Origin of the sequence: Pseudomonas sp. R2-60-08W, from assembly GCF_003852335.1 — a bacterium.
Classification (GTDB): Bacteria; Pseudomonadota; Gammaproteobacteria; order Pseudomonadales; family Pseudomonadaceae; genus Aquipseudomonas.
This window is the reverse complement of the sequence record NZ_CP027731.1, coordinates 302,025-323,677: the sequence shown is the minus strand read 5'-3', so window position 1 is coordinate 323,677 and position 21,653 is coordinate 302,025. Positions and strand designations below refer to the sequence as shown.

Genomic DNA, 21,653 nt, shown 5'->3' with positions numbered 1-21,653 from the left:
GTTGCGCACTACTACCGCGAAAAAAGTGGGCCGGATTATGCCAGAAAAGCCCAAAAAAAGTAGGGCCCTCCCGTCAGAACGCCTCTAATCCGGCATTTGACAGGTGATTTACCTGTGCTTAAACGTTTTAGTGGCGGGTGTCGGAAGGGGTGTCGATGCCTGCGCCGGCGAATAATTGGGCGACATCGGCAGCATCGAACAGATAACGCTCGTTGCAGAACTGGCAGTCGATCTCGATATGGCCACCGTGCTCCACCACCAGATTCTGCGCATCTTCCAGGCCCAGGCTGACCAGGGCATTGGCCGAGCGCTCGCGGGAGCAGCTGCAATTGAAGCGCAGGGACTGTTCGTCGAACAGGCGCACGGTCTCTTCGTGGTACAGGCGGTGCAAGATGGTCTCGTTGTCCAGTGCCAGCAATTCTTCAGCGGTCAGGGTGCCCGCCAGAGCGGTCAGCTTGCGCCAGCTATCCGTGCGCTCATCCTCATCCTTGATGCGGTCAGCCGGCAATTGCTGCAACAACAGGCCGCGAGCGCGCTTGCCGTCGGCGTTGAGCCAGAACTTGGTGCCGACTTGCTGGGACATTACGAAATAGTTGGTAAAGCAGTCCGCCAAGGTCTCGCCGTCGAGGTCAACGATGCCCTGGTAGCGCTGGCCTTCGGTGGGGTCAACGGTAATCGCCAGCACGCCATCGGCCATCAGCTCGGAAAAAGTGGCATCCGGTGTAATCCGGTCGACGTCATAACGGGCCAGGCCACGGATCTCGCGCTCGCTGGAACACTCGATCATCAGCATCGGGATCGGACCTTCGGAACGCGCCTGCAGGATCAGCAAGCCATCGAATTTCATCGTGCCCACCAGCAGCGAAGCCGCGGCCATCAACTCACCGAGCAACTGCGCGACCGGCTCCGGATACGCGTGTTTGGCAAGGACTTCGGCGTAGCTGAGCTCCAACGAAACCAATTCGCCGCGGGCGTCGTTCTCGTCAAAGATAAAGCGTTGGGTGAAGTCGGTATCCGGTAGATCAGTCATAGGTCTGGGTATCTGAAGTGATGACAAAATGATTACAACGTTTATAAAATTAAACGCTTTAGCGCCATATTGGTGCGGATTCTCCTAAAACAAGGAGCTTGATAGAGCGATGAGGGACAGTTTATGAACAATCCGGGTTTGTTCCAAGCGAACTGGAACCTCCGGCGATGGGCTCTTTGCAATCTAGTCGCTATCGGGCTGCTGTGTTTTTGGCTGTGGCCCACTGGGCAGATGCTGTGTGTGGTTTTCGACGAGTGGCTGTTTCATCTGCTCAACGGTCCGCTGGCGAGCAACTCCACTTGGTTGCATGTGTGGGCAGTGGCGAGCCTGCGGCCGTTTGATGCGGTCGTCGGGGTAATTCTGTTGGCGCTGCTGATACGCGGCGACTGGGTGTTCAAGGCCGTGCAGGTTCGCCAAGCGTTCTTTGGCTTCCTCAGCATTCTTTTGTTGCTGCTGTTTATCCGCATGCTGTTTTCCAAACTCGCGGCGCAGATGGGTTGGCAGCACAGCAGCCCGTCGATGGTGATCGGCGGCGCAGTGCAGATGAGTGATTTTTTCCCTGGGCTGGAGAAAACCTGGGAACTGAAAGACCGATCGAGCCAGAGCTTTCCCGGCGATCATGCGTCGGTGTTGTTGATCTGGGCGATGTTCATGACCGTGTTCGCCAGGCGCAGCGGCCAGGTACTGGCGATATGGGGCCTGGCGCTGTTGTTCATGATGCCGCGACTGGTAGCAGGCGCGCATTGGGGCCAGGACGATTACATCGGCGGGGTTTTGCTGGCGCTGTTGGCATTGGGTTGGGGTTACTACACGCCGTTTGCAGCGAAGGTGTCGGGGTTCCTGTTGCGGGTAACAGCGCCGGTTTTCGGGTTGCTCGGCAAATTGCCGGTGATCGGGCGATTGAGTGTGATACGTACAGCCCGTTAACACCGCCGGCCAAATGTGGGAGGGGGCTTGCTCCCGATAGCAGTGGATCAGTCAGCTTATAGGTAGCTGACCTACAGCAATCGGGGGCAAGCCCCCTCCCACATTTTTGATCTTCTTTGCGCTGGAGATTTGCGCAGTCAATCATCATTGCCACTGCCGCGAAACTTGAACAAATCCCGGCGTTGCTTTTTGCTCGGCTTGCCGTCGGTGGTCAAACCCGAAGCTCCCGCCTTGCGCATGGCCGCAGCGTTCTCGCGCTTGGCAATGCTGGCTTGGGTCTCCACATACAGCGTCTGCGCTTCTGGCGCACCCCGGCGCACGGCGGAAAGCGCCTGAACCACGACAGTCTTTTCATCGAACCCTGTACGAATCTGAAACTCGTCGCCGACACGCGGTTCCTTCCCCGGCTTGCAGCGCTCACCGCGATGGTGCACCTTGCCGCTCTCGATAGCGGCCTTGGCCAGGGCACGGGTTTTGTAGAAACGCGCGGCCCACAGCCACTTGTCCAGGCGGACCTTTTCTTCCTCTTCCTGTTTTTGAGCCACTTGAATTCCTCGCTCTGAAAAATGTCGCAACCTTACCGTTGAAACGCTTCGACGCATAAACCCTGAGGCTCACCTAAGATACGCCAGGTAGCACTCTGTTTTCGCGAGGACACGCTGTGACCGACTTTCCCGTTTCACTCACCTCGCCCAACCAGCGGTGCGTGGGTTGCCAGCAAAGCGAGCCCCTGGGGTTCGATTTCGCTTTCGCCTACCAGCCTATCGTAGACCTGCGTGACCATTCGATATTTGCCAATGAAGCCTTGGTGCGCGGCACCCAGGGTGAGAACGCGTTATCGGTGCTGGCACATATCAACGAAACCAATCGCTACCGCTTTGACCAGCGCTGCCGCACCCAGGCAATTGCCGGCGCTGCCGCCCTGGGCATGCAGACTCACCTTTCCATCAATTTCATGCCCAATGCCGTATACCGTCCGGAACTGTGTATCCGCAGCACCCTGGAGGCCGCCCGCGCGCACAATTTTCCGCTGGACCGCCTGATTTTCGAGACACTGGAAAGCGAGCATGTAGATAACAATCGCCATTTGACGAATATTCTGCGTGAATACCGCGAATTCGGCTTCAAGACCGCCATCGATGATTTCGGCGCGGGCTATTCGGGGCTGAATCTGCTGGCCGATTTCCAACCGGACCTGATCAAACTCGACATGGCGCTGATTCGCGATGTCGATCAAGACCGAGTCCGTCAGGTGATCGTCCGGGGGATTGTCACAATCTGTGAGCAGTTGGGGGTTACTGTCATCGCCGAAGGCATCGAAAGTGCCGGCGAGCGGGACTTCCTCTCCGACTGTGGAATATTTCTAATGCAGGGCTATTGGTTCGCCAAGCCCGCATTCAATGCCCTGGCCAAGGTTTCGCCTGACGCCTGGGCACATTGACCGGTACCCATATTGAAGACATTTGACCATTTGACCGTTGTGGGTCTGCGAGAGTGGGTGGCGCTTCCCGACCTAGGAGTGGCTGGCCTGCGCGCCAAGATCGACACCGGCGCCAGTACCTCGAGCTTGCACGCCACTGAAATCGAGCCATTCGAGCGTAATGGCGAAAAGTGGGTGCGTTTTACCGCCCACTTGGGCAGCGTGGTGCAACTGCGTCACCGCCGCTGCGAAGCGCCCCTGGTAACGATGAAAACCATCAAGAGCTCCAACGGCCATGCACAGGTGCGCTACGTGATCAGCACCACCCTGGCGTTGGGCGATCGGGTGTGGCGGGTGGAATTCACCCTGGCTTGCCGCAAAGCCATGCGTTATCGCCTGTTGCTGGGCTCCAAGGCGCTGATTGACGGCCAGTTGGTGGTCAGCCCGGGCGTCAAGTACGTTCAAGACAAGCCGGTGTTCCCGGTCTCTACTATTTCTGCCCCAGGTGCTGCATGAAGATCGCTGTGCTGTCGCGAAACCCGCGTCTGTATTCTACCCGCCGCCTGGTCGAGGCCGGCACTGAACGTGGCCATGAAATGGTGGTGATCGACACGTTGCGGGCCTATATGAACATTGCCAGCCACAAGCCGCAGATCCACTACCGGGGCAAGCCGCTGGAAGGTTTCGATGCGGTGATCCCACGCATCGGCGCCTCGGTGACGTTCTACGGCTGCGCGGTGCTGCGCCAGTTTGAAATGATGGGGGTCTTCCCGCTGAATGAATCCGTGGCCATCGCGCGCTCGCGGGACAAGTTGCGCTCGCTGCAGCTGCTGTCGCGCCGGGGGATCGGTCTGCCGGTCACCGGTTTTGCCCACTCCCCGGATGACATTCCCGACCTGATCGAAATGGTCAATGGCGCGCCGCTGGTGATCAAGGTGCTGGAAGGCACCCAGGGCATCGGCGTGGTGCTGTGCGAAACCGCAACGGCGGCGGAATCGGTGATCGAGGCGTTCATGGGCCTCAAGCAGAACATCATGGTGCAGGAGTACATCAAGGAAGCGGGCGGTGCGGATATCCGCTGCTTCGTGGTGGGCGACAAGGTGATTGCCGCCATGAAGCGTCAGGCCAAACCGGGTGAGTTTCGCTCCAACCTGCACCGTGGCGGCAGCGCGAGCCTGATCAAGATCACCCCGGAGGAGCGCATGACCGCGCTGCGTGCAGCCAAGGTCATGGGGTTGGCCGTGGCGGGCGTGGATATCCTGCGCTCCAACCATGGCCCGTTGGTCATGGAGGTGAACTCATCGCCGGGCCTGGAAGGGATCGAGACCACCACGGGCAAAAATGTGGCGGGGATCATTATTGAGCATCTGGAAAAAAATGGCGGGCCGAACATGACCCGGACCAAGGGAAAGGGCTGAAAAGCTCTGCTCCTGACACAACATCAGCTCAAATGTGGGAGGGGGCTTGCTCCCGATAGCGGTGGGTCAGTTACATCTGCATGACTGACATTCTGCTATCGGGAGCAAGCCCCCTCCCACATTTGATTCATGTTGTCTGTTAGACCGCATCCCTGGGCAACATCAATCCAAGCGGCAGGCGCACCCGTGCTTCCAGTCCGCCCTCTTCGCGGTTGCGCAATTCGACATTGCCGCCATGCATCGACGCAATCCGCCGCACAATCGCCAAGCCCAAGCCGGTACCCTTACCGCCCCGGGCACGGTCGCCACGGGTGAAGGGGTTGAAGATGGCCTCCAGTTCCGCCGGGTCGATACCGGTGCCGCGGTCCATCACGCTCAGCACGACATAGGGCGCAGCGCTGTCGCCAGACACGTACGCCGCCACTTCCACATCCGAACCGGCATGATGCAAGGCATTGCCGATCAGGTTGTTCAGCAGGCGCTTCATCGACACCCTGCGCAACGCAAACGGTTGAATCGGCTCCAGGCGCAGACGCACCTGCTCACCACTCTGATTGTAGGGCGCGACCACTTCACGTACCAGATCGGTCAGGTCAACCTCCTCCACTACCTCGTCGCGCCCATCACGGATGAATGCCAGGAACTGGTCCAGAATCGCATCCATATCCTCGATGTCGCGCACCATGTCATCGGTGAGGTCGGTATGGTTGCCCATCAACTCCAGGGACAAGCGCAATCGCGTCAACGGTGTACGCAGGTCATGGGACACGCCCGCCAGCATCAGCTCGCGCTCGCGCCCGGCCTGCTCGACATCCTCCGCCATCTGGTTGAACGCGCCGTACACCTCGGTCATCTCACTGGGCGTATCGCTGACTGGCAGGCGCACGCTGCGCCCCTGGCCCAATTGGCGGGCCGCGAACACCAGGCGTTTGAGCGGTTGATTGAGCTGGCGCACGAAAATCCACGCGGACGCGGTTGAAAGCAAGCCAATGGCGAGGAACCAGCCCAATACGTTCCAGATTTTCTGCCCGCGCAACGGGTGCGGATACAGCGGTACCTTGATCCAGGCATCTCCCAGGCTGGGCGCCCTCACCCACAGCGCAGGCGACACATGCATGCGCAGCCGCACCTCGGTGTCGTCGCCCAGTTCCGCCTGCATCTGGCGCTGGTAGATCTCACTGTAGGGCCAATGCTGTTCGCCCTCAGGCACGCCGGCCCCATCAACCCGGATCAGGGTTGAGGCCTTGGCTACCTTTTCACGGTTCTCAGGGTCTACGGCCCAGTAGGCGCGCAACGTCAAGGCGACGCCATGGCTGTACTGCCGATCCACCAGCACGTCCTCGTTCATCAAGAGATAAACCAGTGTGAGTGCCTTCGAAAACAGAACGACGATCAGCACCAGCCAAAGGGTGCGGGAGAAGAAACTTTGCGGGAACCACAGCGGGGTTTTCATAGGAGACAGCTAGACACCTTGCAGGAACGAGCGGCGCTCGCAGAATTGCAGACGCCGGACACCCCGTCGATCCTCATGGAATCAAACGCCGGATGCCCGCCCCCTGCAAATCATCGGTCACTTGGTTGCGGTGCCATCCGGCACAAACACATAACCCACACCCCACACCGTCTGGATATACCGCGGCTTGGAAGGGTCCGGCTCGATCATCCGGCGCAGTCGGGATATCTGCACGTCGATGGAGCGCTCCAGGGCGTCCCATTCTCGGCCACGGGCCAGGTTCATCAGCTTGTCGCGGGTCAGCGGCTGGCGAGCGTTCATCACCAGGGCCTTGAGCACCGCGAATTCGCCGGTAGTGAGCATGTGCACTTCGTCGCCACGCTTAAGCTCGCGGGTCGCCAGGGACAACTCGTAGTCGCCAAAGGTCACGCTTTCGTCTTCGCTGCCCGGCGCACCCGGTACCGACGGGGCCTGGCGACGCAATACGGCCTTGACCCGTGCCATCAGCTCGTCCGGGTTGAACGGCTTGGCCAGGTAGTCATCAGCGCCCAGTTCAAGGCCCTTGATGCGGCTCAGCTCATCACCCTTGGCAGTGAGCATGATGATCGGGATCTGGTTGTTCGCGCCGCGCAGACGCTTGCAGGCGGTCAGGCCGTCTTCGCCGGGCAGCATCAGGTCGAGCACGACCAGATTGAACACTTCACGCCCCAACAGGCGGTCCATCTGCTCGGTGTTCGGCACCGCGCGGGCCCGGTAGCCTTTGGAGTTGAAAAAACGCTCCAGCAGGCTGCTCAGCCCCGGATCGTCGTCAACGATGAGAATTTTTTCGCCTTCAGCAGTTTGTGCAGTGCTGCTCATTAGATGCTCCTCTTATCTCGGCGCGCATTATGGCCTAGCTGCCGTTATACGCACCGTGTGCATTGTTAGCAGATTTTTCCTCTACTGCCAGCCAAGCCGCGCTCTACGAGCACTGGCGCAGTAGCCCCCAAGGGCAGAACGCTGGTTATAATGCGGCGCCTTCGTGCAGGGCAACGTCAGATCGTTACCGTTTACTGCCAGGCTTTTTTTACTCGCTTGTCGTGTTTTTTCGATTTCGAGGGTCAACAGACTGCCTCTTGACCCAGGCAGCGGCGCCAGTCGGGCCGCTCAACCAGCCTCGCAAGGCCTTGTTTTCCGGGTCTGCGAGCTGCTTTTCAGAATTTCAGGTGGTTTTATGGACAGCATCAACAGCCGCATCGCCGAGGAACTCGGTGTACGCCCACAACAGGTCGAAGCGGCCGTCGCGCTACTGGATGAAGGCTCCACGGTGCCTTTCATCGCCCGTTACCGAAAAGAAGTGACCGGCAGCCTTGACGATATCCAGCTGCGGCACCTGGAAGAACGCCTGCGTTACCTGCGAGAACTCGACGAGCGGCGTATCAGCATCCTGGCCAGCATCGAAGAACAGGGCAAATTGACCCCGCAATTGGAACGCGACATCAAGCTCGCCGACACCAAGACCCGCCTCGAAGACCTTTACCTGCCGTATAAACAGAAACGTCGCACAAAGGGTCAGATCGCCCTGGAAGCGGGCCTGGGCGACCTGGCCGACGGCCTGTTCAACGACCCGTCGCTGACCCCGGAAACCGAAGCCGCGCGCTTTGTCGACGCGCAAAAAGGCGTCGCCGATATCAAGGCCGCCCTGGAGGGCGCCAAGTACATCCTGATGGAGCGCTTCGCGGAAAACGCCAGCCTGCTGGAAAAACTGCGTACCTACCTGAAACAGGAAGCCATCCTCAGCGCCCGCGTCATCGCCGGCAAAGAAGAAGAAGGCGCCAAGTTCCGCGATTACTTCGAACACGACGAGCCCCTCAAGAGCATGCCGTCCCACCGCGCCCTGGCGATTTTCCGTGGCCGTAACGAGGGCATTCTCAGCTCCGCGCTGAAAGTCGGCGACGAGCTGCCGGGCACCATGCACCCGTGCGAGGGCATGATCGGTCAACAATTCGGCATTCAGAATCAGAATCGTCCTGCGGACAAGTGGCTCAGTGAGGTCGTGCGCTGGACCTGGAAGGTCAAGCTCTATACCCACCTGGAAACCGACCTGCTCGGCGAGCTGCGCGACGGCGCCGAAACCGAGGCGATCAACGTATTCGCCCACAACCTGCATGACCTGCTGCTGGCCGCTCCGGCGGGCCCACGCGCCACCCTGGGCCTGGACCCGGGCCTGCGCACCGGCTGCAAGGTCGCGGTGGTCGACGCCACCGGCAAGCTGCTGGACCACGCCACCGTCTACCCGCACGTACCGCACAACAAGTGGGACCAGACCCTCGCCATCCTGGCCGCCCTGTGCGCCAAGCATGCCGTGGACCTGATTGCCATCGGCAACGGCACCGCCAGCCGCGAAACCGATAAGTTGGCCGCCGAGCTGATCAAAAAATACCCGGCCATGAAGATGACCAAGGTCATGGTCTCCGAGGCAGGCGCTTCGGTGTACTCGGCCTCGGAACTGGCGTCCAAGGAATTCCCGGACCTCGATGTGTCGATCCGCGGCGCCGTGTCGATTGCCCGTCGCCTGCAGGACCCACTGGCCGAGCTGGTGAAGATCGATCCTAAATCCATCGGCGTCGGCCAATACCAGCACGACGTGTCGCAGCTCAAGCTAGCGCGTGGCCTGGATGCTGTGGTGGAAGACTGCGTGAACGCCGTGGGTGTGGACGTGAACACCGCTTCCGTGGCGCTGCTCGCACGTATTTCTGGCCTCAACGCTACCCTGGCGCAGAATATCGTCACCCACCGCGACGAGAATGGCGCCTTCAAAACCCGCGCCGCACTGAAAAAGGTTGCGCGCCTGGGCGAGAAAACCTTCGAGCAAGCCGCCGGTTTCCTACGCGTAATGAACGGTGATAACCCGCTGGATGCCTCTGCGGTTCACCCGGAAGCCTATCCACTGGTGCAACGAATCGCCGCCGAAACCGACCGTGACATCCGCTCGCTGATCGGCGACGCGGCGTTCCTCAAGCGTCTGGACCCGAAGAAGTACACCGACGAAACCTTCGGCGTACCGACCATCACCGACATCCTGCAAGAGCTGGAAAAACCCGGCCGCGACCCGCGCCCCGAATTCAAGACCGCTGAGTTTCAGGACGGTGTCGAAGACCTCAAGGACCTGCAACTGGGCATGATCCTCGAAGGCGTGGTGACCAACGTGACCAACTTCGGCGCATTCGTGGATATCGGCGTGCATCAGGACGGTTTGGTGCATATCTCCGCGCTTTCAGAGAAGTTCATCAAGGATCCCCGCGAAGCGGTGAAAGCCGGTGATGTGGTCAAGGTCAAGGTGATGGAAGTCGACATCCCACGTAAACGCGTTGGTCTGTCGATGCGCATGAGCGACACCCCCGGCGAGAAAATCGACGGCGCCCGTGGTGCTCGTCCTGGCTCGGCCCCGCGCTCGTCGCAGAACACCGCGCCGCGCAAGGAAACCGCGACAGCCGCACCGAGCAACAACGCCATGGCCTCGCTGTTCGCCAACGCCAAGCAGTTGAAGAAGCGCTGATGGATATTCCGGCCGGTTTGACCCAGAGCGCGTTCAGCGAACTGATCGGCTGCCGCCTGCAGCGCCTGGATGAGGGCGTTGCCGAGGTGGCCCTGAGCCTGGCGCCGCATTTGCGCAATCGCGGCGGCAAGCTGCATGGTGGCGCGATTTTCAGCTTGGTGGACATCACCATGGGCCTGGCTTGCTCCAGCGCCCATGGGTTCGACCAGCAGAGCGCGACCATCGAGTGCAAAATCAACTATATCCGCGCCGTGGAAGACGGTGACGTACTGTGCACCAGCCGGGTGATCCACGCCGGAAGGCGCACATTAGTAGTCGAAGCCGACGTGTACCAAGGCGACAGACTTGTCGCAAAAGCACAGGGCACGTTCGCTGTCCTATAGCTCCCCGCCCATGATTTGAGTTAATTTCGGCGCTGTGACAACAGCGTCGGAATTTTCTCGCTGCGCTGTAGCCCAATTCATGGAGTGAAGTCGGCATATTCAGAGCGGGTCAAATCGACTCAGAACCAGGCGATCACGCCAGTTTCAACTTCACCCTTGTAGACCGTCTTGCCCACCCCCATATTGGGGCGACTGACGCGTGAAGGAATCCAACTTGAGCGAACTTCTCAACCGCCGCCTGGCTCTGCTCGGCAAGCGCGAACACCTCTCCCTGCTAGAGCACTGCCTGCATGGCATCGAGCGTGAATGCCTGCGCGTCACCAGCGAGGGCCGCCTGGCCCAGACACCGCATCCGGAAGCCCTGGGCGCCGCGTTGACTCACGAACAGATCACGACCGATTACTCGGAATCGCTGCTGGAGTTCATCACCCCCGCGCTGCCCAACCCGGCCGATACCCTGAGCAGCCTGGACAAGATCCATCGCTTTGCCTACACCAAGCTGGGCAGCGAGTACCTGTGGAGCCCCTCGATGCCGTGTCCGTTGCCGGCCGAGGAAGATATTCCGATTGCCTACTACGGCACCTCCAATATCGGGCAGCTCAAGTACGTTTATCGCAAGGGCCTGGCCCTGCGCTACGGCAAGACCATGCAATGCATTGCCGGTATCCACTACAATTTTTCGCTGCCGGAACAGCTGTGGCCGCTGCTCAAGGAAGCCGAAGGGTTTGTCGGCACCGACCGCGACTATCAGTCCACCGCCTATATCGCGCTGATCCGTAACTTCCGGCGCTACAGCTGGCTGTTGATGTACCTGTTCGGTGCGTCGCCGGCCCTGGACGCCGGCTTCCTGCGCGGTCGCTCGCACCAGCTTGAAGTGCTCGACGCCGACACCCTGTACCTGCCGTACGCCACCAGCCTGCGCATGAGCGACCTGGGTTACCAGAGCAACGCCCAGGCCGGCCTCACGCCGTGCTACAACGACCTGGCCAGCTACACCGATAGCCTGCGCGAAGCGGTGGCAACGCCCTACGCGCCCTATGTCGAAGTCGGCACGCACAAGGATGGTGAGTGGGTGCAGCTCAACACCAACATCCTGCAGATCGAAAACGAGTACTACTCCAACATCCGCCCCAAGCGCGTGACCTATACCGGCGAACGGCCGATCCAGGCCCTGATGGCGCGAGGCATCCAGTACATCGAAGTGCGCTGCCTGGACATCAACCCGTTCCTGCCGATGGGTATCGACCTTCCAGAGTCGCGCTTTCTCGACGCGTTCCTGCTGTATTGCGCGCTGAATGACAGCCCGCTGTTCGCCAATAATGAATGTGGGAATGCCACCTCCAACTTCCTCAGCGTGGTCAAGGAAGGTCGCCGTCCGGGCCTGCAATTGCAGCGTGAGGGCCAAGCGGTGGATATGAAAGAGTGGGCCACCGAGCTGCTGGAGCACATCGCACCCCTGGCCGCCCTGCTCGATGAAAGCCACGGCATCACTGAGCACAGCCAGGCACTGGACGCTCAATTGGCGAAGATCAATGACCCGTCATTGACGCCGTCGGCTCAGGTGCTGGCAGCGATGGCCGAGCGCAAGGAAAGCTTTGCGCAGTTCTCCCTGCATCAGAGCGAGGTGCATGCTGAGTATTTCCGCAAGGAGCCGCTTCCCGCTGAGGAACAGGCGCGCTTTGAAGAACTGGCGCGTACATCGCTGGCCCAGCAGGCGGAGCTTGAGCAAAACGAAGTGGGCGATTTCGATGTGTTCGTGGGGTCGTACCAGGCGAGTATTCTGGCGATCAGTAACTAAGACCGAACGCGGTCCATTGTGGGAGGGGGCTTGCTCCCGATAGCAGCGTGTCAGTCGCTCCATCAGTGACTGATCCACCGCTATCGGGAGCAAGCCCCCTCCCACATTTGTCTCTCATATGCTCAAAGGTTTGCTTCAATTCTTCTCCGACTAAGCTAATTCGAAAATGTTATTTATTTTCGGATTCTTAGATCATTTAGTCTCCTCACACGCCGACCCCCGGCCGCCTGATCGAGGAGCTTCCCTTTGAAACTGCTGACCCCCCTGCGCTTGCTGGCGGCGTTGTCCCTGGCCGGTGCCAGCCTGTTTGCCCAGGCGGCGGATGTGACCGTCGCGTACCAGACCACCGTCGACCCGGCGAAAGTCGCCCAGGCCGATGGCGCCTATGAAAAAGCCACCAATGCCGAAATCGACTGGCGCAAATTCGACAATGGCGCCGATATCATCGCCGCCATCGCTTCGGGCGACGTGCAAATCGGTTACCTCGGTTCCAGCCCGCTGACCGCCGCGATCACCCGCAAGGTACCGGTGCAGACCTTCCTCGTCGCCACTCAGATCGGCGGTGCCGAAGCCCTGGTGGCGCGCGAGGGTTCGGGGATCAACAGCCCGCAGGACCTGATCGGTAAAAAGATCGCCGTGCCGTTCGTGTCCACCGGTCACTACAGCCTGTTGGCCGCGCTGAAGCACTGGAACATCGACCCCTCGAAAGTAACCATCCTCAATCTCGCACCACCGGCCATCATCGCCGCCTGGAAGCGCGGTGATATCGACGCCACCTATGTGTGGGACCCGGCCCTGGGCGTAGCCAAGGAAAACGGCAAGGTGTTGATCACCTCCGGCGAGCTGGCCAAGTTCGGTGCACCGACCTTCGATGCCTGGATCGTGCGTAAGGATTTTGCCGAGAAGCATCCGGAAATCGTCACCGCCTTCGCCAAAGTCACCCTGGATGCCTACGCGGCGTACCGCAAAGACCCACAAGCCTGGCTCGCCGACAAAGGCAACGTCGACAAACTGGTGAAGCTCTCCGGTGCCAAGGCCAGCGACATCCCACTGCTGTTGCAAGGCAACGTCTACCCGCTGGCCGCTGACCAGGTGACCCTGCTGGGCGCGCCAACCACCAAGGCCGTCACCGATACCGCAGCGTTCCTCAAGGAGCAAGGCAAGGTCGACGCGGTGCTGCCGGATTACGCCCCTTACATCAGCGCCAAATTCATCACTAACTGAGGAGTTCATCGCGATGGCCTTGCTACAGCTGGAGCGCATCAGCGCACAGTACCCAGGCGCTCCGGAACCGGTACTGGCGGATATTTCACTCGAGCTTGGGCCCCAGCAATTGCTGGTGGCCCTCGGCCCGTCCGGCAGTGGCAAGACTTCGCTGTTGAACCTGATTGCCGGTTTTGTCGAGCCCTCGGCCGGGCGCATCACCCTCGATGGCGTGCCGGTCAAGGGGCCCAGTGCCGAGCGCGGCGTGGTGTTCCAGGACGATGCCCTGTTGCCCTGGCAAAACGTACTGGCCAACGTCGCCTTCGGCCTGGAACTGGCCGGCGTGCCCAAGGCGCAACGTGAAGTGCGCGCCCGGGAAATGCTCGCGCTGGTGGACCTGGGCGGTTTCGACAGCCGCCGCATCTGGCAACTCTCTGGCGGCCAGAAGCAACGCGTCGGCCTTGCCCGCGCCTTGGCGGCCGACCCTCGCGTATTGCTGATGGACGAGCCCTTCGGCGCCCTCGATGCCTTCACCCGCGAACAGATGCAGGAACTGCTGCTGCAAGTCTGGCGACGCACGGCCAAGCCGGTGTTCCTGATCACCCATGACATCGAAGAAGCGGTGTTCCTTGCCACGGACTTGATCCTGCTGGCGCCCAACCCCGGCCAGATCGTCGAGCGCCTGCACCTGGACTTCGGCCAACGCTATGCGGCGGGCGAATCGGCACGGGCGATCAAGTCCGACCCGCGCTTTATCGAAACCCGCGAACACGTGCTGGGCAAAGTGTTCTCGCAACGGCAGGTGTGCGCATGAGCAGCTACGAATTCGCCGCCACGGCGGCCAAGCCCGTGACACACGCCGTCATTCCCGTACGCCGCCGCGTGAGCACGCGCTGGATCAGCCTGTTGACCCTGTTGGCCTTGCTGGCTGTCTGGTGGGCCGTGACCGCCACCGGTTTGATCGAGCCGCTATTCCTGCCGCCACCCTCTGCCGTATTGCAAAAAGGCTGGTTGCTGGCGACCACGGGGTATATGGATTCCACCTTGTGGCAGCACCTGGGCGCGAGCCTCAGCCGCATCGGCCTGGGTTTGGGCTTTGCGGTGCTGACGGCCGTGCCGGTGGGCATCGCCATCGGTGCCAACCGTATCGCCCGTGGCATTCTCGATCCGCTGATCGAGTTTTACCGGCCGATCCCGCCGCTGGCCTATCTGCCGTTGATCGTGATCTGGTGCGGCATCGGCGAGCTGTCCAAAGTGCTGCTGATTTACCTGGCGATCTTTGCGCCGATTGCCATCGCCACCGCGACCGGCGTACGCACGGTCGACCCAGCCAAGTTGCGCGCCGCACAGTCGCTGGGCGCGACCCGTGCGCAGTTGATCCGGCATGTGATCCTGCCCAGCGCCCTGCCCGACATCCTCACTGGCGTGCGCATCGGCCTGGGTGTGGGGTGGTCGACCCTGGTGGCCGCCGAGCTGATCGCCGCCACCAGCGGCCTGGGCTTCATGGTGCAGTCGGCGGCGCAGTTTCTGGTCACTGACGTCGTGGTCCTCGGCATCCTGGTGATCGCGCTGATCGCCTTCGCCATGGAAATGGGCCTGCGCGCCCTGCAGCGTAAATTGGTGCCGTGGCATGGCCAGGCACACTGAGTGATGATGAATAAATGAGCAGCCTGACCGTTACCCCACTAAGCATCGCGCTCGGCGCCCAGATCAGTGGCGTCGATATCACCCAGACACTGAGCGCCCAACAGCGCGACGCCATCGAACAAGCCCTGCTCAAGCATTCGGTGCTGTTCTTCCGGGACCAGCCGATCACCCCGCAGCAACAGGCACGGTTCGCGGCGAATTTCGGCGACCTGCACATCCACCCGATCTACCCCAACGTGCCGGAGCAGCCCGAAGTGTTGATCCTCGACACGGCGGTCACCGATGTGCGTGATAACGCCGTATGGCACACCGACGTGACCTTCCTGCCCACGCCAGCCCTGGGCGCGGTGCTCAGCGCCAAACTGCTGCCGGCGTTCGGTGGCGATACCTTGTGGGCCAGTGGGATTGCGGCTTATGAAGCGCTGTCCGAGCCATTCAAAGCATTGCTCGATGGGCTGACTGCCACCCACGACTTCACCCAGTCTTTCCCACTGGAGCGCTTTGGCAACACCGCCGACGACCGAGCCCGTTGGGAAGAAGCCCGCCGAAAAAACCCGCCCCTGTCGCACCCGGTGATCCGCACGCACCCGGTGAGCGGGCGTAAATCGCTGTTCGTCAGCGAAGGCTTCACCACCCGGATCAATGAACTGGAATCGGCCGAAAGCGCGGCGGTTCTCAAACTATTGTTCGCCCATGCCACACGCCCGGAATTCACCATCCGCTGGCGCTGGCAGGAAAATGACGTGGCGTTCTGGGACAACCGCGTGACCCAGCATTACGCAGTGGATGACTACCGGCCACAGCGGCGGGTGATGCATCGGGCAACCATCCTGGGCGATGTGCCGTTCTAAATGTGGGAGGGGGCTTGCTCCCGATAGCGGTGGGTCAGTCACTGTATCTATTGACTGATCCACTGCCATCGGGAGCAAGCCCCCTCCCACATGTTTGACCGAGCTGCGTCAGGTTATTCGGCGGTGGATGGTTTTTCCCACAAGTTGATCCCGCCTTCCAGAGCAAACCGATCAATCTCCGCCAGTTCCTCTGCACTGAAACTCAGGTTCTTCAACGCCCCGACGTTCTCGATGATCTGCTCCGGTCGGCTGGCACCGATCAGCGCGCTGGTTACCCGTGGATCACGCAGGGTCCAGGCCAGCGCCATTTGCGCCAGGCTCTGGCCGCGACGCTGGGCGATTTCGTTGAGGGCGCGAACATGGGCAATGTTGGCGTCGGATAGGTGCTTGGCCTGCAACGAACCGCCACCTGGGCGGTTGACTCGTGCGTCGGCCGGCACGCCGTTGAGGTACTTGTCGGTGAGCAAACCCTGGGCCAACGGTGTGAACGCAATCACCCCAGCGCCGAGCTCTTCGGTGGTGTCGAGCAGGTCTTTTTCCACCCAGCGGTTGAGCAGGTTGTAGGCCGGCTGGTGAATCAACAGCGGCACTTTCCACTCGTTGAGCAGCGCTGCCATCTCACGGGTTTTTACGCCGGAGTAGGACGAGATACCGATGTACAACGCCTTGCCCTGCTGCACGGCGGTGGCCAGCGCACTGGCGGTTTCTTCCAGCGGCGTGTCAGCGTCGAAACGGTGCGAATAGAAAATATCCACATAGTCGACGCCCAGGCGTTGCAGGCTCTGGTCCAGGCTCGCCAGCACGTATTTACGCGAACCCCCGCCCTGACCATAGGGGCCGGGCCACATGTCCCAACCGGCCTTGCTGGAAATGATCAGCTCGTCCCGGTAGTGCTTGAAGTCTTCGCGCAGCAACCGGCCGAAGTTGATCTCGGCGCTGCCGTAGGGCGGGCCGTAGTTATTGGCCAGGTCGAAGTGGTTGATGCCTAAGTCGAACGCGGTGCGCAGCAGGGCGCGCTGGGTGGCGATCGGGGTGCTGTCGCCAAAGTTGTGCCACAACCCCAGGGACAGTGCCGGCAGCACCAATCCACTGCGGCCTACGCGGCGATAAGGGATAGATTCATAGCGGTTTTCGGCAGCAATGTACGTCATCGAATCCTCTCTAGGCTTGGGGCAAACAAGGCCTGGGAATAAGGTTATTCCCAGGCCTTTCAGCCCGCTGAATCGCTTAAGTCTGCCTTTCCCTTTTACAGCAAAGACCTACTTGAGAGGAACGGTGCGCCGTACGTTTTCTCAGCGCACCAGGTGCAGGAACTGCAGGTGCCGCTCGTACTGGTCGAGGATGTCATTGATGATCTGCTCCTTGGTATAGCCCACCAGGTCGTAGTCCTGGCTGCCCTCACGCAAGTGCACTTCCGCCCGATAATAGCGGCGATTGTTGAGCTGCTTGGACCCCATGCCGCCGCGCGCAAACGAGGGCGTGAAATAGCCGCGCATCTGCACCTGGTAAACAAACGGATGCTCTTCGCCGTGGCCGATTTCCAGGCTGACGCTGTCGTTGGACGGGTCGGGCTGGGTGACGACGTTGAGACCTTTTTCGACAAACACCGCCGTCACTTCTTCGATCGCCGGACGTACCGTGGTCTCAAGGAAGCGGTACACCTCATCCCGCGACGGGAAATGCACGGCCTGACTCAAACGCTGGCGCCAACCGCCCGTGCCCTTGCGTGAGCCCGACACCGGCGCCAACGAATGCAACTGCGCGATCTGCTTTTGCGATTCGAGGTAGAACGCCTTGTGCAGCCCCCACATCATCAGCAACAGGATCAGCGAGAACGGCAGCGAGGTCAGCACCACCGCGGACTTCAACGAATCGATACTGCCGGCAAACAGCAAGGCGCTGGTGACCAGGGCGGTCATCGCGCCCCAGAACACGCGTAGCCATTTCGGTCCGTCTTCATCGGCGTTGCCGCCCTTGGACGACAGCGTCGATAGCACCACGGTGCCGGAATCGGCCGAGGTCACGAAGAATACAAAGCTGATGAACACCGTGACCGCAATCACGGTTTTACTCCACGGGTAGGTTTCCAGCAGCAGGTACAGGCTCATCGACGGTTCATCGATGGCGGACTGGCCCAGCGCGGTCATGCCATGGTTGAGCACCTGGTCGATGGCGCTGTTGCCGAAGATCGACATCCACGCCAGGGTGAAACCCAGCGGGATCAGCAGCACGCCAAACACGAATTCACGGATGGTGCGGCCACGGGAAATGCGTGCGATGAACAGGCCCACGAACGGCGACCATGCGATCCACCACGCCCAGTAGAACACCGTCCAGCCACCCAGCCAGTCGCTGGGTTTGTCGTACGCGTACACATCGAAACTCTTGGTCGGCAGGGCGCCCAGGTAGTCCCCGATGTTCTGGATCAAGGTGTTGAGCAAATGCTGGGTGGGCCCGGCAAACAACACAAACAGCAGCAGCGCGCAGGCCAGCAGCATGTTGATGTCGGACATCACTCGCACGCCCTTGTCGACGCCGGCCACGGCGACGATGATCGCCGCGCCCATCATCAAGGTGATCAAGCCCACCTGGATCCACTGCGTATGGGCAATACCGAACAGGTAATCCAGGCCGGAATTGAGGTGCAGCACGCCAAAACCCATGTCGGCGCCCAGGCCGAACACCGTGGCGATGATGCCGAAGCCATCCACCGCGTAACCGATCGGGCCATTGATGCGCTTGCCGATCAACGGGTACAGCGCCGAACGCAGCGCCAGCGGCAGGTTATGCCGGTAGGCGAAGTACGCCAGGGCCATGCCGACAAACGCGAACACGCCCCAGCCGTGCAGGCCCCAGTGCAGGAACAGGATCTGCATGGCCTGGCGCGCCGCATCGGCATTCAGCGCCTCGCCCTGGGGCGGTTGCACCAGGTGGGTCAACGGCTCGGACACGCAAAAGAAGAACAGCGTGATGCTGATCCCGGCGGCGAACAGCATGCCGGCCCAGGACAGGTAACTGAATTCGGGCTCGTCGTGGTCGGCACCGAGTTTTATCTTGCCATAGCCCGATAACGCGGTGACCACCACGAAGACCAGATACAGGGTCATCGCCAGCATGTAGTACCAGCCGACCGTATTGGCCGCCCAGTTTTGCGCCGCCAGCAGCCAGGCACCGGCCTGTTGCGGGATAGCGATGACAGTGATGCCGAACAGCAGAATAGCCGTGGCGGCAAAGTAGAAGACGGGCGCATTCATGCGCACCTGACCGCTGGACGGGGTAGACGATGCACTCATGAACCATGCACCCCCGAGGTGTGAAATGTGGCTGTCAATAACGGACTCAGCAAAGGTAAGCCTCCTGTTGTGAGCGGGCAGCGAACCACCGGTTTAACTTGAACGAACGTTCAAGTTAAACATGGATAGGCGGTTTGGGACTAATTTCGGGGCCGAGTGGTAGGTGATTCCTACACTAGCTCAGGGATTGGTATGACGCGTGGCGATGACAAAACGTTCAGCAATCACCGGTTTGAAATGCGCATAAAAAATGTGGGAGGGGGCTTGCCCCCGATAGCAGTAGGTCAGCCAGCACAGGTATTGGCTGGTGCAGCGCTATCGGGGGCAAGCCCCCTCCCACAGGGGATTTGCGCAGGTTCGTTACTTTTGCGCGCCATCATCATGCTGCAAATTCGCCTGGGTAATATTCGCCCCGGCCGGCACGCTGCGGGTCAGCCACACATTACCGCCAATGGTCGAACCCTGGCCGATGGTAATCCGCCCCAGAATCGTAGCGCCGGCGTAGATCACCACATCGTCCTCCACAATAGGGTGGCGCGGATGGCCTTTCTGCAATTGCCCATCTTCATCCGCCGGGAAGCGCTTGGCGCCCAATGTCACCGCCTGGTAGATGCGCACTCGCTCACCGATGATCGCCGTCTCGCCAATCACCACGCCGGTCCCGTGGTCGATGAAGAAACTCGGGCCAATCTGCGCGCCGGGGTGGATATCGATACCGGTGGCCGAATGAGCGATTTCCGCACTGATCCGCGCCAGCAGGGGCAAACCGGCGCGGTACAGATGATGGGCCAGGCGATGGTGAATCACCGCCAGGATGCCGGGGTAGCACAGCAGCACCTCATCCACGCTGCGCGCGGCCGGGTCTCCGTGGTAGGCGGCCAGTACGTCGGTGTCCAGCAGGCTGCGCAACGCCGGCAAGGCCAGGGCGAAATCCTGGATCAGGCGAATGGCCTGGGCGTCGACCTCACGGTCATCCTGGCCGCCCTGGCGCGCGGCGTAGCGCAGCTCCAGGCGGGCCTGGGCGAGCAAGGCGTTGAGGGCGACGTCGAGGGTATGCCCGACGTAGAAGTCTTCACTTTCTTCGCGCAGGTCCACCGGGCCCAGGCGCATCGGGAACAGTGCGCCGCACAAGTCTTCGAGAATCTGCGCCACCGCCTGGCGAGACGGTAGTTCGCGGCCTCCATGTTCGCCACTCAAGCGACCATTGCGCGTTCGCCACTGGTCCCGGGCGCTGCGCAGTTGGCTGACGATGGTCTGTAGTTGCCAATGGCTGGAACGCTCGCTCAAAGGGGTTTGCTCCTGAATAGGGGGGGCGCAGCGGCAAGCTGCAAGCTGCAAGCAAACCGCGATCAACTTGCAGCTTGCCGCTTACAGCTTGCCCCTGAAAAGACACCCACTCTACGACATGCACTGAAAGCAGCCTTAATAACCAATTATCCCAAACATATAACCCCAGCCCATAAGCGATTGGCGGTTGCCCGATGAAAAGTGCCTGCCTATAGTCGCCCCATCACTCAGCCACCGTGCATAGCAATGATCAAACAACAGCTCGACCGCTTTAACCGTCTGGAACTGTTGGGCGGCGCCACCGCCCTGGAAAAACTCGAGCGGCTGTCGGCCTGGCTGGGCAGGGATATCTACGTCAAGCGCGACGACACCACCCCACTGGCCATGGGTGGCAATAAATTGCGCAAACTTGAATACCTCGCCGCTGACGCCATCGCCCAGGGCGCCGATACCCTGGTCACCGCCGGCGCTATCCAGTCCAACCATGTGCGCCAGACCGCCGCGCTGGCCGCCAGGCTCGGCCTGGGCTGCGTCGCCCTGCTGGAAAACCCCACCGGCACCGAAGACCCCAACTATCTGAGCAACGGCAACCGCCTGTTGCTGGAGCTGTTCGACGCCAAGGTGGAGCGGGTGGAAAACCTCGACAATGCCGACGACCAACTCAACGCCCTCGCCGACCGCCTGCGCAGCAACGGCAAGAAGCCCTACCTGGTGCCTATCGGCGGCTCGAACGCCCTCGGCGCGTTGGGGTATGTGCGCGCGGGCCTGGAGCTGGCGGCGCAGATCGAAGACAGCGGCCTCGACTTTGCGGCGGTGGTACTGGCCTCCGGCAGCGCAGGCACCCACAGCGGCCTGGCACTGGCGTTGAGCGAAGCGCTGCCAAACCTGCCGGTGATCGGCGTCACCGTATCGCGCACCGATGAAGCCCAACGCCCGAAAGTGCAAGGCCTGGCCGAGCGTACGGCCGAACTGCTCGGCATGAACGTGCCCGAGGCGTTCAAGGTGATCCTGTGGGACGAATACTTCGGCCCGCGCTATGGCGAACCGAATGCGGGTACGTTGTCGGCGATCAAACTTCTGGCCAGTCAGGAAGGTCTGTTGCTCGACCCGGTCTACACGGGCAAGGCCATGGCCGGCCTGCTGGACGGCATCGGGCGTCAGCGTTTCGCAGACGGGCCGATCATTTTCCTGCATACCGGCGGAGCGCCGGCGTTGTTTGCCTATGATTCGGTGTTTAACTGACCGAACGCTGTAAATGTGGGAGGGGGCTTGCTCCCGATAGCGGTGGGTCAGTGTCCGAGGAGTTGACTGATATACCGCTATCGGGGGCAAGCCCCCTCCCACATTGGATTCGCTTATATTTCAAAAACGAATATCAAACATGATTTATATTATTTTCAAGTCT

19 protein-coding genes are annotated in these 21,653 nt (G+C 60.8%); 12 read left to right on the top strand and 7 right to left on the bottom strand.

The features are described 5' to 3' along the window. Window positions 1-127: 127 nt before the first annotated feature. Complete coding sequence (hslO, locus tag C4J90_RS01340) at window positions 128-1,030, bottom strand: Hsp33 family molecular chaperone HslO (RefSeq protein ID WP_124360800.1); 903 nt, start codon at window positions 1,028-1,030, stop codon at window positions 128-130. Window positions 1,031-1,153: 123 nt separating this feature from the next. Here hslO and C4J90_RS01335 point away from each other — a divergent pair, with 123 nt between their 5' ends. After that, the gene (locus tag C4J90_RS01335) at window positions 1,154-1,957 is read left to right on the top strand and encodes a phosphatase PAP2 family protein (protein WP_124413543.1); all 804 of its coding nucleotides are present in this window, start codon (window positions 1,154-1,156) and stop codon (window positions 1,955-1,957) included. Window positions 1,958-2,094: 137 nt separating this feature from the next. Here the strand turns inward: C4J90_RS01335 and C4J90_RS01330 are convergent, their stop codons facing one another. Beyond that, window positions 2,095-2,502, bottom strand: a complete 408-nt coding sequence (locus tag C4J90_RS01330; RefSeq protein WP_124360798.1) for an RNA-binding S4 domain-containing protein — start codon at window positions 2,500-2,502, stop codon at window positions 2,095-2,097. Window positions 2,503-2,618: 116 nt separating this feature from the next. On the opposite strand from C4J90_RS01330, the gene C4J90_RS01325 reads away from it, so the two are divergent. Genes C4J90_RS01325 through rimK form a run of 3 tightly spaced genes read left to right on the top strand, consistent with a single transcriptional unit; the run spans window position 2,619 to window position 4,795 of the window. Beyond that, on the top strand, window positions 2,619-3,398 hold the full coding sequence (locus C4J90_RS01325) for an EAL domain-containing protein (protein ID WP_124360797.1): 780 nt from the start codon (window positions 2,619-2,621) through the stop codon (window positions 3,396-3,398). A gap of 45 nt (window positions 3,399-3,443) precedes the next feature. Beyond that, window positions 3,444-3,893: an ATP-dependent zinc protease gene (locus tag C4J90_RS01320; protein WP_372237488.1), complete on the top strand. Its 450-nt coding sequence runs from the start codon at window positions 3,444-3,446 to the stop codon at window positions 3,891-3,893. After that, a complete protein-coding gene (gene rimK, locus C4J90_RS01315; RefSeq protein WP_057725432.1) occupies window positions 3,890-4,795 on the top strand; it encodes a 30S ribosomal protein S6--L-glutamate ligase in 906 nt (301 codons plus the stop codon). The genes C4J90_RS01320 and rimK overlap by 4 nt, the downstream gene beginning before the upstream one ends. 139 nt (window positions 4,796-4,934) lie before the next feature. On the opposite strand, the gene C4J90_RS01310 is transcribed toward rimK, so the two are convergent. Continuing rightward, window positions 4,935-6,248, bottom strand: a complete 1,314-nt coding sequence (locus tag C4J90_RS01310; protein WP_124360795.1) for an ATP-binding protein — start codon at window positions 6,246-6,248, stop codon at window positions 4,935-4,937. A gap of 117 nt (window positions 6,249-6,365) precedes the next feature. Beyond that, entirely contained in the window at window positions 6,366-7,106 is a 741-nt protein-coding gene (gene ompR, locus C4J90_RS01305) for a two-component system response regulator OmpR (protein ID WP_003236035.1), read from the bottom strand. Window positions 7,107-7,461: 355 nt separating this feature from the next. Here ompR and C4J90_RS01300 point away from each other — a divergent pair, with 355 nt between their 5' ends. From C4J90_RS01300 to tauD, 7 genes are all read left to right on the top strand, one after another. Further along, window positions 7,462-9,786, top strand: a complete 2,325-nt coding sequence (locus C4J90_RS01300; RefSeq protein WP_124413541.1) for a Tex family protein — start codon at window positions 7,462-7,464, stop codon at window positions 9,784-9,786. Continuing rightward, window positions 9,786-10,169 (top strand): PaaI family thioesterase, encoded by a 384-nt coding sequence (locus C4J90_RS01295; protein ID WP_124360793.1) that lies wholly within the window; start codon window positions 9,786-9,788, stop codon window positions 10,167-10,169. The genes C4J90_RS01300 and C4J90_RS01295 overlap by 1 nt, the downstream gene beginning before the upstream one ends. A gap of 214 nt (window positions 10,170-10,383) precedes the next feature. Further along, complete coding sequence (gene gshA / locus C4J90_RS01290; protein WP_124360792.1) at window positions 10,384-11,967, top strand: glutamate--cysteine ligase; 1,584 nt, start codon at window positions 10,384-10,386, stop codon at window positions 11,965-11,967. 246 nt (window positions 11,968-12,213) lie between these two features. Further along, the gene (gene tauA / locus C4J90_RS01285) at window positions 12,214-13,191 is read left to right on the top strand and encodes a taurine ABC transporter substrate-binding protein (protein WP_124419036.1); all 978 of its coding nucleotides are present in this window, start codon (window positions 12,214-12,216) and stop codon (window positions 13,189-13,191) included. Between the two features lie 13 nt (window positions 13,192-13,204). Next, window positions 13,205-13,984 (top strand): taurine ABC transporter ATP-binding subunit, encoded by a 780-nt coding sequence (gene tauB / locus C4J90_RS01280; protein ID WP_124419035.1) that lies wholly within the window; start codon window positions 13,205-13,207, stop codon window positions 13,982-13,984. Further along, window positions 13,981-14,817, top strand: a complete 837-nt coding sequence (gene tauC / locus C4J90_RS01275) for a taurine ABC transporter permease TauC (RefSeq protein WP_124419034.1) — start codon at window positions 13,981-13,983, stop codon at window positions 14,815-14,817. The genes tauB and tauC overlap by 4 nt, the downstream gene beginning before the upstream one ends. 14 nt (window positions 14,818-14,831) lie before the next feature. Further along, entirely contained in the window at window positions 14,832-15,668 is an 837-nt protein-coding gene (gene tauD / locus C4J90_RS01270; protein ID WP_124419033.1) for a taurine dioxygenase, read from the top strand. Window positions 15,669-15,781: 113 nt separating this feature from the next. Here the strand turns inward: tauD and mgrA are convergent, their stop codons facing one another. The 3 genes from mgrA to epsC form a co-directional block, all read right to left on the bottom strand. Continuing rightward, window positions 15,782-16,819 carry an L-glyceraldehyde 3-phosphate reductase gene (mgrA, locus tag C4J90_RS01265; RefSeq protein ID WP_124413537.1) on the bottom strand — a complete coding sequence of 346 codons (1,038 nt, stop codon included), beginning with the start codon at window positions 16,817-16,819 and terminating at the stop codon, window positions 15,782-15,784. Between the two features lie 141 nt (window positions 16,820-16,960). Continuing rightward, window positions 16,961-18,922: a choline transporter BetT gene (gene betT, locus C4J90_RS01260; RefSeq protein ID WP_164487677.1), complete on the bottom strand. Its 1,962-nt coding sequence runs from the start codon at window positions 18,920-18,922 to the stop codon at window positions 16,961-16,963. A 399-nt stretch (window positions 18,923-19,321) separates the two neighbouring features. Continuing rightward, window positions 19,322-20,248: a serine O-acetyltransferase EpsC gene (gene epsC / locus C4J90_RS01255; protein ID WP_124419032.1), complete on the bottom strand. Its 927-nt coding sequence runs from the start codon at window positions 20,246-20,248 to the stop codon at window positions 19,322-19,324. Window positions 20,249-20,494: 246 nt separating this feature from the next. Here epsC and C4J90_RS01250 point away from each other — a divergent pair, with 246 nt between their 5' ends. Further along, complete coding sequence (locus tag C4J90_RS01250; RefSeq protein WP_124419031.1) at window positions 20,495-21,490, top strand: D-cysteine desulfhydrase; 996 nt, start codon at window positions 20,495-20,497, stop codon at window positions 21,488-21,490. Window positions 21,491-21,653: the final 163 nt, after the last annotated feature.